Annotated in this window: 15 protein-coding genes; 10 read left to right on the top strand and 5 right to left on the bottom strand. The window is 67.9% G+C overall.

What is annotated here, in order from left to right; genetic code table 11:
• Positions 1-70 precede the first annotated feature (70 nt).
• From AC1Q9M_RS24920 to fahA, 4 genes are read left to right on the top strand one after another with little or no spacing between them, the layout of a single operon-like run.
• Entirely contained in the window at positions 71-751 is a 681-nt protein-coding gene (locus tag AC1Q9M_RS24920) for a TetR/AcrR family transcriptional regulator (protein ID WP_492436310.1), read from the top strand.
• A 10-nt stretch (positions 752-761) separates the two neighbouring features.
• Positions 762-1,550 (top strand): cyclase family protein, encoded by a 789-nt coding sequence (locus AC1Q9M_RS24915; protein WP_444688835.1) that lies wholly within the window; start codon positions 762-764, stop codon positions 1,548-1,550.
• Positions 1,551-1,590: 40 nt separating this feature from the next.
• A complete protein-coding gene (locus AC1Q9M_RS24910; protein WP_492436307.1) occupies positions 1,591-2,586 on the top strand; it encodes a Bug family tripartite tricarboxylate transporter substrate binding protein in 996 nt (331 codons plus the stop codon).
• A 6-nt stretch (positions 2,587-2,592) separates the two neighbouring features.
• A complete protein-coding gene (fahA, locus tag AC1Q9M_RS24905; RefSeq protein ID WP_492436305.1) occupies positions 2,593-3,864 on the top strand; it encodes a fumarylacetoacetase in 1,272 nt (423 codons plus the stop codon).
• Positions 3,865-3,894: 30 nt separating this feature from the next.
• On the opposite strand, the gene AC1Q9M_RS24900 is transcribed toward fahA, so the two are convergent.
• Both AC1Q9M_RS24900 and AC1Q9M_RS24895 read right to left on the bottom strand, forming a co-directional pair.
• Positions 3,895-4,758: a serine hydrolase domain-containing protein gene (locus tag AC1Q9M_RS24900; protein WP_492436344.1), complete on the bottom strand. Its 864-nt coding sequence runs from the start codon at positions 4,756-4,758 to the stop codon at positions 3,895-3,897.
• Positions 4,759-4,760: 2 nt separating this feature from the next.
• The gene (locus AC1Q9M_RS24895; protein WP_492436303.1) at positions 4,761-5,060 is read right to left on the bottom strand and encodes a hypothetical protein; all 300 of its coding nucleotides are present in this window, start codon (positions 5,058-5,060) and stop codon (positions 4,761-4,763) included.
• Positions 5,061-5,541: 481 nt separating this feature from the next.
• On the opposite strand from AC1Q9M_RS24895, the gene AC1Q9M_RS24890 reads away from it, so the two are divergent.
• The gene (locus tag AC1Q9M_RS24890) at positions 5,542-6,867 is read left to right on the top strand and encodes an NAD(P)/FAD-dependent oxidoreductase (RefSeq protein ID WP_492436301.1); all 1,326 of its coding nucleotides are present in this window, start codon (positions 5,542-5,544) and stop codon (positions 6,865-6,867) included.
• An 11-nt stretch (positions 6,868-6,878) separates the two neighbouring features.
• On the opposite strand, the gene AC1Q9M_RS24885 is transcribed toward AC1Q9M_RS24890, so the two are convergent.
• Together AC1Q9M_RS24885 and AC1Q9M_RS24880 are read right to left on the bottom strand one after the other, a co-directional pair.
• Positions 6,879-7,622: a class I SAM-dependent methyltransferase gene (locus tag AC1Q9M_RS24885; RefSeq protein ID WP_492436299.1), complete on the bottom strand. Its 744-nt coding sequence runs from the start codon at positions 7,620-7,622 to the stop codon at positions 6,879-6,881.
• A gap of 20 nt (positions 7,623-7,642) precedes the next feature.
• Positions 7,643-8,905, bottom strand: coding sequence for a cation:proton antiporter (locus tag AC1Q9M_RS24880; protein ID WP_492436297.1), 1,263 nt, complete (start codon positions 8,903-8,905; stop codon positions 7,643-7,645).
• Positions 8,906-9,233: 328 nt separating this feature from the next.
• Here AC1Q9M_RS24880 and AC1Q9M_RS24875 point away from each other — a divergent pair, with 328 nt between their 5' ends.
• From AC1Q9M_RS24875 to AC1Q9M_RS24855, 5 genes are all read left to right on the top strand, one after another.
• Positions 9,234-10,343 carry a porin gene (locus AC1Q9M_RS24875; RefSeq protein WP_492436295.1) on the top strand — a complete coding sequence of 370 codons (1,110 nt, stop codon included), beginning with the start codon at positions 9,234-9,236 and terminating at the stop codon, positions 10,341-10,343.
• A 312-nt stretch (positions 10,344-10,655) separates the two neighbouring features.
• A complete protein-coding gene (gene phnC, locus AC1Q9M_RS24870) occupies positions 10,656-11,486 on the top strand; it encodes a phosphonate ABC transporter ATP-binding protein (RefSeq protein WP_444688823.1) in 831 nt (276 codons plus the stop codon).
• A 47-nt stretch (positions 11,487-11,533) separates the two neighbouring features.
• A complete protein-coding gene (gene phnD, locus AC1Q9M_RS24865) occupies positions 11,534-12,484 on the top strand; it encodes a phosphonate ABC transporter substrate-binding protein (protein WP_382322494.1) in 951 nt (316 codons plus the stop codon).
• A 41-nt stretch (positions 12,485-12,525) separates the two neighbouring features.
• Complete coding sequence (phnE, locus tag AC1Q9M_RS24860; RefSeq protein ID WP_382163808.1) at positions 12,526-13,311, top strand: phosphonate ABC transporter, permease protein PhnE; 786 nt, start codon at positions 12,526-12,528, stop codon at positions 13,309-13,311.
• A gap of 40 nt (positions 13,312-13,351) precedes the next feature.
• Complete coding sequence (locus AC1Q9M_RS24855; protein ID WP_492436292.1) at positions 13,352-14,500, top strand: TIGR03364 family FAD-dependent oxidoreductase; 1,149 nt, start codon at positions 13,352-13,354, stop codon at positions 14,498-14,500.
• Between the two features lie 14 nt (positions 14,501-14,514).
• Here AC1Q9M_RS24855 and AC1Q9M_RS24850 read toward each other — a convergent pair whose 3' ends face one another.
• Entirely contained in the window at positions 14,515-14,826 is a 312-nt protein-coding gene (locus AC1Q9M_RS24850) for a DMT family transporter (RefSeq protein WP_382322496.1), read from the bottom strand.
• Between the last annotated feature and the right edge of the window lie 3 nt (positions 14,827-14,829).

Below are 14,829 nucleotides of genomic sequence, written 5' to 3'. Positions count from 1 at the left end.
ACCTAGGGTTTGTACCAATGCCTCCGACCAGACTTCAAATCTACATTTCAAATTGAAATTTGAATTTCACATGAACACCCCTGCCCCCAAACCCAAGGACTCGACGCGCTCCAAGATCGTGATGGCCGCGCTGCGCGTCTTCGCCACGCGCGGTTTCGAGGCCGCCTCGCTCAAGGAGATCACCACCGCGAGCGAGACCAACGTGGCGGCGATCCACTACCACTTCGGCTCCAAGGAAGCGCTGATCCGCGAGGTGCTGCAGACCGTGGCCGACCCGGTGAACCAGCTGCGCATGGAGATGCTGGCGCAGCAACCCGACGGCCCCGGCCGCACGCTCGAGCACGTGGTGGAAGCGCTGCTGGCGCCCCCGATCCGCCTGAGCGCCGACGCCACGGGCGACGGCCGCCTGCTCACGCGCCTGATCCTGCAGGCGCGCGCGCTGCCCAGCGAGTTCACGAACAGCGCGCTGTTCCAGCAGTACGACAGCACCGCCCTGCTGTTCGTGCAGGCCCTGATGGACGCCGAGCCCGGCCTGAGCCGGCAGGACGCGTTCTGGCGCTACGCCTTCGCCATCGGCGCCATGCACTACATCGTGTCCGACGCGGACGCGGCCTACCACCGGCTCAACCGCCTCTCGGGCGGCCTGTGCGACACCGACGACCCCGAAACCATCGTGCGCCAGCTGGTGGCCTTCGTGGTCGCCGGCCTGCGCGCGCGGCCCGCCTCGCCTTCTTCCCCCTCCTCACCGTAAGCAAGCCCCCATGCCCCGCCGCATCATCGACCTCTCCGTCACGCTGGAAGACAAGCCCACCTCGCCGGCCCACCACCGCCCGCAGATCCAGTACGCCGACCACGACCAGTCGTGGGAGCTGTTCTCCAAGCTGTTCCCCGGCATCGGCCCCGACTCGCTGCCCGAAGGCAAGGCCTGGGCGGTGGAAAAGATCTCGCTCTCCACCCACGCCGGCACGCACATGGACGCGCCCTGGCACTACCACCCCACCACCGACCACGCGCTGCAGGAAGGCGGCCGCCCCGCCCCCGGCATCGACGAGGTGCCGCTGGACTGGTGCCTGCGCCCCGGCGTGAAACTCGACTTCCGCCACTTCGAGGCCGGCTACGTGGTCACGCCGCAGGACATCGAAGCCGAGCTCAAGCGCATCAACTACGAGCTGCAGCCGCTGGACATCGTGGTGGCCAACACCCGCGCCGGCGCGCGCCAGGGCCAGGAGGACTACTGGGAGAGCGCCTGCGGCTTCGGCCGCGCGGCCACGCTCTACCTGCTGGAGCGCGGCGTGCGCGTGGTCGGCACCGACTCCTACAGCTGGGACGCGGCCTTCAAGTTCGTGGTCGAACGCTTCGAGCGCGACGGCGACCCTTCCATCATCTGGGAAGGCCACAAGGCCGGCCGCGACATCGGCTACTACCAGATGGAGAAGCTCTCCAACCTCGACCAGCTGCCCTCGCACGGCTTCGACATCAGCTGCTTCCCCATCAAGATCAAACACGGCTCGGCCGGCTGGGTGCGCGCGGTCGCGGTGCTCAACGACTGACATCCCCCTTCTCTCTTTCTTTCCCCTCTCTGGAGACAACATGAGTCACGCTTCCCTTCCTTCCACCCGCCGCCGCACCGTGATGGCCGGTGCCATCGCCCTGGCCGTGGGTGGCCTGCCGCTGGCCGCCAGCGCGCAGTCGGGCGCCTACCCGAACAAGACCATCCAGGTGATCGTGCCCTTCCCGGCCGGCGGCATCGTGGACAACGTGACGCGCAAGCTCGGCACCGAACTCAGCGCCAGCCTGGGCCAGACCCTGGTGGTGGAGAACAAGGCCGGCGCGGGCGGATCCATCGGCGCGGCCCAGGTCGCGCGTTCCAAGGCCGACGGCTACACCCTGCTCACCGCCTTCGACACGCACGCCGTCAACCCGCTGCTCTACAAGCTCAGCTTCGATTCCGACAAGGACCTCAAGCCCATCGCGCTGATCGCCACCTCGCCGCTGGTGCTGGTGGTGCACCCCTCGGTGCCGGCCAAGAGCCTGCGCGAACTCGTGGACCTGGCCAAGGCCAAGCCCGACACCCTGCACTACGCCTCCACCGGCGCGGGCAGCTCCAACCACCTCACCACCGAACTCTTCAAGGCCACCTCGGGTGCCTCGTTCAACCACGTGCCCTACAAGGGCGGCGCACCCGCCATCACCGACGTGCTCGGCGGCCAGGTGCAGGTGATGTTCGTCAGCGTCACCTCGGTGCTGGCCCACATCCGCGCCGGCAAGATGCGCGCCCTGGCCGTGACCACGCGCGAGCGCATCGCCGCGCTGCCCGACGTGCCACCCGTGAGCGACACCTACCCCGGCTTCGAGGCCACCTCCTGGGTCGGCCTGCTTGCGCCCGCCGGTGTGCCGGCCGACGTGGTCAGCAAGCTCAACGGCGGCGTGAACGCCGCGCTGAAGTCGCCCGAGTTCCAGAAGTTCCTGGAAGAACAATCGCTGCGGCCCGCCGGCGGCACGCCCGAGCAGTTCGCCGCCTTCATGAAGGCCGAGACCCAGAAATGGGGCGCGGTCATCAAGCGCCAGAACATCCAGGTGGAGTAAAGCCCCATGGCAGCGCACCGCATCGACGACACCCACGGCGCCGGCCTGCAGAGCTGGCTGGCGTCCGCCAACGAACCCGGCACCGACTTCCCCATCCAGAACCTGCCCTACGGCCGGTTCACCGTGGGCGATGAACCCGGCTGGCGCATCGGCGTGGCGATCGGCGACCAGGTGCTCGACCTGCAACGCGCCGGTGTGCTGGACCACAGCGACATGGCGCGCCTGCTGGCGCTCGCACCCGAACAACGGCGGGCCCTGCGCCGCACCCTCAGCGAAGGCCTGCGCCAGGGCAGCCCGAAAGAAGCCACGTTCAAAGCCGCGCTGCACCCGCAGGCCGGCGTGCGCATGGGCATGCCCTGCGACGTGGGCGACTACACCGACTTCTACACCGGCATCCACCACGCCACCACCGTGGGCAAGCTGTTCCGGCCCGACAACCCGCTGCTGCCCAACTACAAGTGGGTGCCCATCGGCTACCACGGCCGCGCCTCCACGCTGCGCGTGAGCCCCGATGAATTCAAGCGCCCCATGGGCCAGCTGAGCCCCGGCAACGGCGCCGCGCCCACGCTGCAACCCACCAAGCGGCTGGACCACGAACTCGAACTCGGCCTGGTCATCGGCCAGCCCAGCCAGCAGGGCGAGCCCATCGCCATCGAAGACGCGGAAGACCACCTCTTCGGCATCGTGCTGCTCAACGACTGGAGCGCGCGCGACATCCAGGCCTGGGAATACCAGCCCCTGGGCCCCTTCCTCTCGAAGAACTTCGCCAGCACGCTCTCGCCCTGGATCGTCACCCTGGAAGCGCTCGCGCCCTACCGCCAGGCCTTCACGCGGCCCGACGGCGACCCGGCCCCACTGCCCTACCTGGACTCGGCCAGCAACCGCGAACAAGGCGCGATCGACATCGCGCTGGAAGCCTGGGTGCAGACCGCCGCCATGCGCGCAGCCGGCCATGCGGCCGAGCGGCTCAGCCGGTCCAACTTCACCGACGCCTACTGGACCGCCGCGCAGCTGGTGACCCACCACACCGTCAACGGCTGCGACCTGCGGGCCGGCGACCTGCTGGGCAGCGGCACGCTCTCGGGCCCCGCGCCCGAACAGGGCGGCTCACTGCTCGAGCTCACGCAAGGCGGCCAGCGCCCCTTGACGCTCGCCAACGGCGAGACCCTGGGCTTTCTCGCGGACGGCGACACCATCGTGCTGCGCGCGCACTGCGAGCGCGCGGGGTTCCGGCGCATCGGGTTCGGGGAGTGCCGGGGGACGGTGTTGGCTCGGTAACCGAGACCCTCGGGCGCCGCCCGGCCGGCCTCAGCGCGCCAAGCACCGCGAGAGACGATCGACCACGTCTCTCTCCGCGCGGCCTTCGTCGGCCCCCGCATGAAACACCGCGCAGGTCGCCGAACGGGCACCCTGGGCGCAACGGTAGACCGCCACCACACTGCCCGGCCCGACGCCGGTGTGCCCGGCCACCGTGAGTCCCGCGTCCACGGTGCCCTGCATCAGCCCCAGGCCATAACCCGCCGACGTCCACGGCCGCCCGGGGATGGCCCCGCCCAGGTGGCGCGCCGTCTGCATCTCGCGCAACAGCGCATCGGGCAGCAGCTGCCCGGCCAGCAGACCGTCCAGGAACCGCGCCGCGCCCGACAGCGGGCCCACCAGCAGGCCGTGATAGACCCAGCCCGGGTGGTAGGCCAGGCCCGCCACATCCGCTGGCGTTTTCGCGAGAAGAGCACCCGCCACACCCAGCGGCGCCAGCGCCCGCTGCACCAGCGCGTCTTGCAGCGCGAGGCCGGTCACGCGCTCGATGAGCCGCGCGACATACAGGTAACCCACATTCGAGTACCGCCAACCGGTTCCGGGCTCATACCGCAGACGGCTGGCATCCAGGCGCTGCAGCATCTCACCCGCCGGCCAGGGCGCCTCATGGCGCGCCACGGCGGCGTGGTAGTCGGGCAGCTCGCCATAGTCCGCCAGCCCGGCCTCGTGCCGCAGGAGATGGCGCAGCGTGAACGGGCCTTCGAGTACCGCATCGTCAAGCCCGACCAGACCGTCGCGCACCAAGGTCAGCGACGCGGCCGACAGCACGGTTTTCGTGAAGCTCCACCAGGGCACCGTTGGGTCGTGCCCCTCATGAGGCAGGGGCGAACCGTTGAAGATCAGCGAGAAGGCCATGCTCAACGTTGGCCCGCCAGGTAGTCATCCATCGCCTTGAGAGACGTGGGCCCGTCGGTCATGCGCGCGAGCAGGGCTTCGGCCTGGCGGATCTGCTCGGGCGTCATGCGCTCCCGGTACGCCTTCACCAGCGGAATGGCTTCGTCGTTGTCCAGCTGTTCAGCTCGCGTCACCAAGGCCAGGGCCAGCACCAGGTCCTGAGGCGCCAGCAGACCTTCCGCATGAAAGGCCCCAAAGTGCCGGTAGGCCAACGACATGTTTTTCTCCAGGGCCAACCGGTTCAGGCGCACCGCTTCGGCCATGTCGCGGGGGGTACCACGACCGTAAGCCATCATCTCCCCGAGGTTGGCGCCTGCCCACAGGTACACGGACGGACATCAACGAACAGCTTGGGGCATATCAGCACCTGTTCGCAAACAAAACCATCATCACGTCGGCGTACGCGATGTACTTCGATAAGAACCTGCAAAAGCCCCGCAGGGGCGCTGGCGGCAAAGGAGGCGGATCGGCGCGCCGGCTCGCTACCATCGCGCGCCAACTCGAACTCACGCATGACCTGCAGGAGTGTTCTCCTGCCAAATTTCTGACGCTGCTCCCCCGCGAGTTCAAGGGTTGGGTTCGGCAGGCTGACACCCCTGCCTGAGACAACATCGAATGTCTGATTCCAAGCGGTAACCGCTTTTCTTTCGCTAGGCAGACGCAGGCGCTTTGGTCTGGGGCAGCATCCTCGACATGGTATTTTTCAGGCTTCGCCCGTGCGCAGAACAGCTAGGAGAAGTCTCGATGAAGTCCGATGAAAACTGCGACGTCCTAGTCATCGGCGGCGGCCCCGCCGGTTCGACCATCGCAGCCCTGCTCGCGCGCGAAGGCCGCAAGGTGGTGTTGCTGGAGAAGGAGCACCATCCCCGCTTCCACATCGGCGAGTCGCTGTTGCCCGGCAACGTGGCCTTGTTCGACAAGCTCGGTGTGCGCGACCAGATCGAAAAAATCGGCATGCCGAAGTTCGGCATCGAGTTCGTGCCGCCGGATCTGGACTACTGCAGCTATGTCGATTTCGCCGAGGGGTGGGACCCTTCCATGGCCTCGGCGTGGCAGGTGCGCCGCTCCGAGATGGACGAGCTGCTGTTTCGCCACGCGGCCAAGGTGGGCGCCGAGGCGCTCGAAGGCGCGAAGGTGACGGAGGTGGCTTTCGACGACGAGGGCGCCAGTGCCGAGGCCGTGCTCGACAGCGGTGAGAAGCGCCGCTGGCGCGCGCGCTTCGTGGTGGACGCCACGGGCCGCGACACCTTGCTGGCCAACAAGTTCAAGTGCAAGCAGAAGAACAAGGACCACAACAGCACGGCGCTGTTCGGCCATTTCCGAGGCGCGCGGCGCCTGGAAGGCAAGCGCGAAGGCAACATCAGCATCTGCTGGTTCGAGCACGGCTGGTTCTGGTTCATCCCGCTGGCCGACGGCACCACGAGCGTGGGCGCGGTGTGCTGGGCCTATTACTTGAAGGCGCGCGACAAGCCGCTGAAGGACTATTTCTTCGACACGATCGCCCTCTGCCCGGAGCTGCACGATCGCCTGAAGGACGCGACGCTGGTGGACGACCAGGTGCATGCCACGGGCAACTTCGCCTACTCCAGCACCCACGCCACTGGCGACCGCTACCTGATGGTGGGCGACGCGTTCACCTTCATCGACCCGATGTTTTCTTCGGGCGTGTTTCTGGCGATGCAGAGCGGCTTCGACGGCGCGCAGTTCGTCGCCACGGCGTTGGACCAACCGCAGCGCCTGCCTGCGGCCCGCGCCGCGTACGAGAAGCGCGTGCGCATCGGCCCGCGCGACTATTCGTGGTTCATCTACCGCGTCACCAACCCGACCATCCGCGACATGTTCATGCACCCGAACAACCGGTTCAAGGTGAAGCAGGGCCTCATGTCGCTGCTGGCGGCGGACATTCACCACGGCCCGAGCTATCGGCTGTCGCTGGTGATGTTCAAGCTGATCTACTACGTGGTCTCGGTGGCGAACTGGCGCCGCACCTACGCGGGCTGGAAGCGGCACCGCTTCAACATCCGCGACATGGGGGCCCTGCGCGGCGAGACGATCATGAAGGCCGACTGACTGAGATCCTCTCAGGGCCGGACGGCGGTGTACTCCGAGAACACGCCGAGCTCGGTGTGCCGCTGCACCTGCTGGAAGCCCGCGCGCTCCATGGCCTGCAGAATCTGCGCGGGCGGGATGCAGGTTTCGATGGTGTCCCAGTAGTAGCGCCACAGCTCCGCGCTGCCGCGCTCGCGGGCCACGAAGCGCGCCAGGGTGGGCACGATGCGGCGCATGTAGAACTTCACCAGGGCGCGTGAGAGGCGGCTTGAAGGCTGGCTGATTTCCAGGATCAGCAGCCGGCCGCCGGGCCGCAGCACCCGGAGGAACTCGCGCAGCGCGGCGTCCACATCCGACACGTGCCGAAAGGCATAGCCAAAGCTCAGGAAGTCGGCTTCGCCCGTGGCGCAGGGCAGTTCCTCCGCCCGGCCGGCGCGCAGTTCCACGCCCGGCAGGTCCACCTGCGCCAGCATGCCGGGGCTCGGGTCCACGCCGATCAGGCGGCCGTGCTCGCCGATCAAGTCACAGGCCTGGCGCGCGAGCAGCCCCGTGCCGATGCCCACGTCCACCACCTTGTCGCCGGCCGCCAGGCCCGCGCGGACCAAGGCTTCGCGCCGGTACCAGCCACCCGAGCCGAACGCCATGGCGCGCTCGATGCGGTCGTAGTCGACGGCGGTCTCGTCGAAGATGCGGCGCACGTAGCGCGCATGGTCCGCCTCGTCGCGGTAGTAGGCGGGCAGGGGCGCATGCGGCAGGGAAGGGGTGGTGGGTTCCATCGAAGGTCTGCTCCTTGGGTTCAAGACTGGGGCGTGGGCGCGTCCGGCTGCGCTTTCTTCGCGCGCCGGCCGACACCCGAGAACAGCGTCATCAGCGGCGTGGTCATGGCGGTGGTCACCAGGGCCATCACAAGAAGGATGGTGAAGAGCTCCGGGCCGATCAGGCCGGCGTCCAGGCCGATCTTCATCACGATGAGTTCCATCAGGCCCCGCGCGTTCATCAGCGCGCCGGTGGCCAGGCTGTCGCGCCACGAGTAGCCGGCGACGCGCGCGCCCACCGCCCCACCGGCGATCTTGCCCACCGTGGCCACCCCGAGCACGAGCAGCATGGCGCCGAGCCCGCCGCCGACGAAGGCGTTCGCCGTGGTGCCCAGGCCCGCCAGGGCGAAGAACAGCGGCATCAGCAGCACGATGGAAAACGGTTCGATGCGCTGGGCGAGCGAGTTGAGCAGCTGGTCGTCGCGCGGCAGCGCGGCCCCGAAAAGAAAGGCGCCGAAGACCGCGTGCAGGTGCAGCCATTCGGTGGCCAGCGCGGTGGCCAGCAAACCGATCATGAGCGCCGCGAGCACGGAGAGGCCAGGCTCGCCGTCGGGCGCGTGCTTGCGCAGCCACCACGCGAAGGCCGGGCGCACGACCCAGAAGAGCGTGCCCACGAGCACGACCACGCCGATGCCGATCCGGGCCAGCCCCGCGTAGCCATCGCCCGCGCCCACCAGGGCCACGACGAAGGCCACGAGCACCCAGGCGAACACGTCGACCACGGCCGCGGAGGCCAGCGAGAGTTGCCCGAACCGCGTGTGGGCGAGGCCCTGGTCTTTGAGGATGCGGGCCATCACCGGGAAGGCGGTGATCGACAGCGCCGCGGCGATGAACAGCGCGAAGGGCCAGAAGCCCACACCGGCGGGCGCCAGCGTGGGGTGCAGCGCGGGCGAGATGGCCAGGCCCAGCGCGATGGGCACGACCACGCTCAGGACACCCACGGCGCCGGCGGATCGAAGCTGCTCGCGCACGCCCTTGTGGGCGCGCAGTTCCAGGCCCACGATGAACATGAACATCACCAGGCCCACGGTCGACAGCGCGGACAGACCGGCGAGCGAGGCCTTGTCGAAGATCTGCGCGTGCAGCGAGGGGAACAGCGCCCCCATGACGACCGGCCCGAGCAGCATGCCGGCGGCCATTTCACCGACCACGCTGGGCTGGCCGAGGTAACGAAGCAGCCAGCCGCAGGCGCGCGCGGTGACCAGGATGACGATGAGCTGGAGCAGCAGAACCGTTGCCGACATGGACGCCTCGTTCGTTGATGCAGCCCGGATGGTACAAGCGCGCGCGGAAAAGCCCGGCGCATTGTTGACGCAATAGAAACAGACTACTCCTGGTTATCGTCTTTATCCGAAGCGAGGTCGTGCCTATAGTTCTTTCCATGGGCTTCCACCTTCGTCATCTTCATTGCGCCATCGGCGCAGGCGCGCTGCGCGCCGTCTTCCAGGCCGCGGCACCACCGCCTTCCTGACCGCCCCCGCCCTCCCGTTCCTTCCATGGAAATGCCAACCCCGGTTTTCGCCAGGGACGGCCTCGTTCGCCCTCAACTTTCTTTACCCAAGAAAAGACACCATGAAAAAAATCGCCGCCGCAGCCGCTCTTGCAGCACTTGCAGTTCCCTCCTTCGCCCAGTCGAGCGTCACGCTGTATGGCGTGGCGGACATGTTCTATCAGTACGCCGATGGCGCGAACTCGCTGTCCCGCGCGCAGTCGGGCGGCCTGGCCGGCAGCCGGTTTGGTCTGCGTGGCACGGAAGACCTGGGCGGTGGCCTGCGCGCGAACTTCACGCTGGAAGGTGGCGTGAACGTGGACGATGGCACCAGTGGCCAGGGCGGCGCGCTGTTCGGCCGCCAGGCGCACGTGGGCTTGTCGGGCGCCTTCGGTTCGGTCTCGCTCGGCCGCCAGTACACCGCCCTCTACGCCGCCACGAACGACCACAGCCTGTTCACCAGCGCGGCCGCCGGCCCGTCCACCGCACTCATCGGTGGCTTCGGCGGCGGCTACGAGCTGGTGCGGGGTGCGTCGGCCACCGGTGCGCCTCCGCAAGCGGGCGCCACGGGCAACGGTGGTCCCGCGCGGATCAACAACTCGATCAAGTACGAGTCCCCGAGCCTGGCCGGCTTCAAGCTGGGCGCGGTCTACGGCATGGGTGAAGTCGCCGGCGCCAGCGGCGACAACCAGGTGATGGAAGCCTCGGTGCGCTACACCGGCCATGGCTTCGACGTGATCGGCTCCTACCTCACCGACGAAGCCCGTGGCGGCATCGGCGTGAATTCGACGGACGCGCGCATCGGCACGCTGTCGGGCGCCTACAACTTCGCGCCGTTCCGCGTGGTGGCCGGCTACATCAACTTCGACGACAAGCGCGTGGCCGATCTCGATGGCGAAGGCGCCTGGATCGGTGTGGACTACCAGACCGGCAAGACCACCTGGAAAGCGCAGTACGTGCTCAACTCGCCCAAGAACCTGAGCAACGCGGACAGCAAGGCCTTTGGCGTGGGCGTGGTGTACGACCTCTCCAAGCGCACGGCCCTCTATTCGAGCCTGACCCGCTTCCGCAACGACGCCAACGCCGGCGCCGGCGGCCTGGGCCGTTTCAATGCGGCGCTGCCGGCCGGCCTGACCTCGGCGGCGGACAACGACATCACCGAATTCGCCGTCGGCATCCGCCACACGTTCTGAACTTTTTCTGGAAGGCGCCGCTCAGACACTTATCTGGCGACGCCGTCGCAACGACTCTCCAAGGGTGGTCCATCCCAGATGACTCCACCTTTTTCACAGCCCCCTCGGGGGCTGTTTTTTTTGCGCGAAGAAGAAGCGCTGGGGTCGCTGAAAAGATGCATAGATTGGATCAATAGTTAGCGATAAATTTTTGAATGGATTAAATGGCTGAGGGGGCGTGCGCTGTCACGGATCTGTCAAACGGCGTCGAAATACTGCCCTCATCCCAGTTGCAAGGCCCATCGCCACCCCGGCGCGCAAGGCCTCCATTCCATGAATCCCATCGTCTTGAGCGCAAGCGCCGTGCACCGCAGCTACGGCAGCCATCAGGCATTGCGCAATGTGTCTCTGGAGGTCCGGCGCGGTGAGCGCGTGGCCCTGCTGGGGGCGTCCGGCTCCGGCAAGTCGACGCTGATCCGGTGCCTGTGCGGGCTCGAAACCACCGACCCGGACGGCGGGCGCATCGAGGCCTTCGGCCAGTTGCTGCAGGCGCGGGGCCGGCTCAGCCCGGACATCCGCGCCCTGCGGCGGCGCATCGGCGTGATCTTTCAGCAGTTCAACCTGGTCGGCCGCCTGAGCGTGATGCAAAACGTGATGACGGGCCTGGCCGCGGAGGCGCCGCTGTGGCGCGCACTCGCCGGCCGGTACGACATGAGCGACCAGGCCCGGGCCTTGGACGCGCTCGATGCCATCGGCCTGATGCCTCAAGCCTTCCAGCGGGCGTCCACGTTGTCGGGTGGGCAGCAGCAACGCGCGGCCATCGCGCGCGTCCTGTTGCAAGGCGCCGAACTGGTGCTGGCCGACGAGCCGGTCGCGTCCCTGGATCCGCAGTCCACCCACCGCGTGATGGAGCAACTGGCCGCCCTGAACCGCGAGTCGGGCATGACGCTGGTGGTGAGCCTTCACCACGTGGCGCTGGCGCAGCGCTACTGCGATCGCGTGGTGGCGCTGCGCGATGGCGCCCTGGTCTACGACGGCCCCAGCAATGCACTGACGCCGGGTTTCCTCCAGCACCTCTACGGCACCGCCGCGGCGGAACTGCTGCACGAGCCCGGCACCGAGGCCCCTGCGCGCGACATGTTCCCACTGGCGCTGGCGGCCTGAGGCCGGCGCCCGCTTCTCTCACACCCCAACCTCCCAAAGGAAATTCCATGTTCAAGCTTCACACCCTGGCCATCGCCGCGCTGTCGCTCGCGGCCACCGTCGCCCATGCGCAGGACATCAACTTCGGCATCATCGCCACCGATTCGGCCTCGACCCAGCGCGAACGCTGGGAGCCCTTCTTCCGCGACATGGAGAAGAAGACGGGCCTGAGCGTCAAGTCCTTCTACGCACCCGACTACGCGGGCGTGATCGAGGCCATGCGCTTCAACAAGATCCAGGTGGCCTGGTACGGCAACAAGTCGGCCATGGAAGCGGTCGATCGCGCCAACGGCGAGGTCTTCGCGCAGGTCATGTTCGCCGACGGCAGCTTCGGCTACAAGAGCCTGCTCATCACCCGCCAGGACAGCCCGCTGAAGTCGTGGGACGACGTGGTGAAGAACGGAAAGTCGCTGAACTTCGGCATCGGCGACCCGAACTCCACGTCCGGCTTCCTCGTCCCGACCTTCTACCTGTTCTCGCAGAACAAGATCGACTACCGCACGGCCTTCAAGACCGCGCGCAACGCCAGCCACGGCGCCAACATCCAGGCCGTGCTGGCCCGCCAGATCGATGTGGCGACCAACAACACCGAAGAGCTGGACAAGCTCAAGGCCAACAAGCCCGAGCTGGCCAGCCAGATTCGCGTGCTGTGGGAAAGCCCCCTGATCCCCAGCGACCCCTTCGTCTGGCGCAAGGACCTGGACCCGACCGTCAAGGCCAAGCTCAAGGGCTTCATCCTGAACTACGCCAAGACCGACGAGCAGGAAAAGACGATTCTCAAGAACATCTACAACTACGGGGGCTTCCGCGAGTCGAGCAATGAACAGCTGGTGCCGATCCGCCAGCTCGAGCTGTTCAAGGACCGCAGCAAGATCGAGAACGACACCGCGCTGGATGCCGCGACGCGGGCCAGGCAGATCGCCGACATCGACGCCAGGCTGGCGGCCCTGAAGCTGTGAGCGCCACGACCCTCCCCCGCGCCGCGCCCAGCGCGGCGGCGCTGGATCGACTGAGGGCGCGCGCCGAAAGCGAGCGGCCGGGCCTGCTGACCTACCTGGCGTGGGCCGTGGTGCTGGGCGTGCTGGCCTGGGCCTGGCGCGGCGCGGAGATCCGGCCGCTCGATCTGATCCGCGACGCCGGCAACATCGGCACCTACGCCAGCGACTTCTTCCCGCCGGACTTCCGCGACTGGCGCATCTACGCCAACGAGATGCTGGTCACCGTGCACATCGCCATCTGGGGCACGGTGTTGGCGCTCGTGGCGGCGGTCCCGGCCGGGTTGCTGTGCGCCTCGAACGTGGCACCGCCCTGGGTGTACCAGCCCATGCGCCGCCTCATGGACGCCTGCCGAGCCATCAATGAAATGGTGTTCGCGATGCTGTTCATCGTGGCGGTCGGCCTGGGTCCGTTCGCAGGTGTGCTGGCGCTGGCCATCCACACCACCGGCACGCTCGCCAAGCTCTTCTCCGAGTCGGTGGAAGCCATCGACCCGCGCCCGGTCGAAGGCATCCGCGCCACCGGGGGCCACCGTCTGGTGGAGGTGATCCACGGTGTCATTCCGCAGGTGCTGCCGCTGTGGCTCAGCTTCACCTTGTACCGTTTCGAGTCGAACGTGCGCTCCGCCTCGGTGGTGGGCATGGTGGGCGCCGGCGGCATCGGGGTGGTGCTGTACGAGGTGATCCGCAGCTTCCAGTACGGGCAGACCGCCGCGGTGCTGTTGATCCTGGTGGTGACGGTCTCTCTGATCGACCTGGTGTCGGCCAAGGTGCGGAAACGATTCATCTGAAAAAAAGCGCCTGGCCTGTTTCTCATCGAACTCCAAAAAAATGACGGACATCCTTCACACGCCCAGCACCGCGCCGTCCCACTTCGACCTGATCGTCGTGGGCGCCGGCATCGTGGGCCTGGCCCACGCCTACACGGCGGCCAGCCGAGGCCTGAAGGTCTGCGTGGTCGAGCGCGACGCCGCCTGCATCGGCGCGTCGATCCGCAACTTCGGCTTCGTCACGGTCACGGGCCAAGGCGCGGGCAGCACCTGGCGCCGGGCGCGCCGCTCGCGCGAGGTGTGGGACACGGTGGCCCCACAAGCCGGCATCGACGTCCTGCACCGCGGCCTGTACCTCTGCGCGCGGCGACCGCTGGCGCGCGCCGTGGTGGAAGCTTTCATGCGCACGGAGATGGGTGAGGGCTGCGAGCTGCTCACGCCGGCCGAGGCCCGGCGCCGTGCACCGGTGCTGCAACTGGATGAAGCGCAGGCCGTCCTGTACAGCCCGCACGACATGCGGGTGGAGTCCCGCACCGCCATCGGCTTGCTGGCCCGCTGGCTGGCCGAGCGGCACGGCGTGGTCTTCCGCTTTGGCGAAGCCGTGCTGGAGGTCGCCACGCCGCGCGTTCGAACCTCGCGCGCCGTGCTGCACGCCGATCGCGTGGCCGTGTGCACCAACACCGAATTGCACGGCCTGTTTTCCGAGCGGCTGGCCGCACAAGACTTGCGCCTGTGCCAACTGCAGATGTTGCGGGTCACGCCAGAGGCCGGGTTCCGGCTGCCGGGCTCGGTGATGGGCGATCTGAGCCTGGTCCGCTATCACGGCTACAGCCAGTTGCCCGAAGCCGCGCCCTTGCTCGCCCAGCTTCGGCACGAAGAGAGCGAATCGCTGGCCCACGGCATCCACCTCATCGTGGTGCAAAGCGCCGACGGTTCGCTGGTGGTGGGTGACTCGCATCACTACGGCGCGGCACCCGAGCCGTTCGCGCAAGAGCACGTGGACGCATTGATCCTGCGCCACCTTCGCGAAACGCTCAAGCTCCAGCAGGCGACCGTCAGCGCCCGGTGGGTCGGCACCTACCCCTCGTCCGCCACCCGCGACTGCTTCATCGACGCCCCCGACGATGCCACGCGCCTCGTGCTCGTGACCAGTGGCACCGGCGCGAGCACCGCCTTCGGCATCGCCGAAGACGTGTTCGCGGCCTGGTAGCCGCCGTTCGGCCCTCAGGCCAGCTTGAGCCCGATCACGCCAGCGAGGATGAGCGCGATGCACAGCAGGCGCAGCGGCGCGACCGGGTCGCCCAGGAGCGCCATGCCGAGCAGCGCGGTGCCCGCCGCGCCGATGCCGGTCCACACGGCGTAGCCCGTGCCCACGGGCAGCGTGCGCAGCGAGAGCGAGAGCAGCACCACGCTGCACACACCGGTGGCGACCGTGAGCAGCGAAGGCCACAGGCGCGTGAAGCCCAGCGAGGACTTCATCGCCAGGGCGAAGGCGATTTCGAGCAGGCCGGCGATGCCGAGCAGGGTCCACGCCATGGC

This window comes from Hydrogenophaga sp. GW823-FHT04C09, assembly GCF_058796355.1.
Note: the sequence above shows the minus strand (reverse complement) of the source record. Positions and strands in the feature narration are given on the sequence as shown.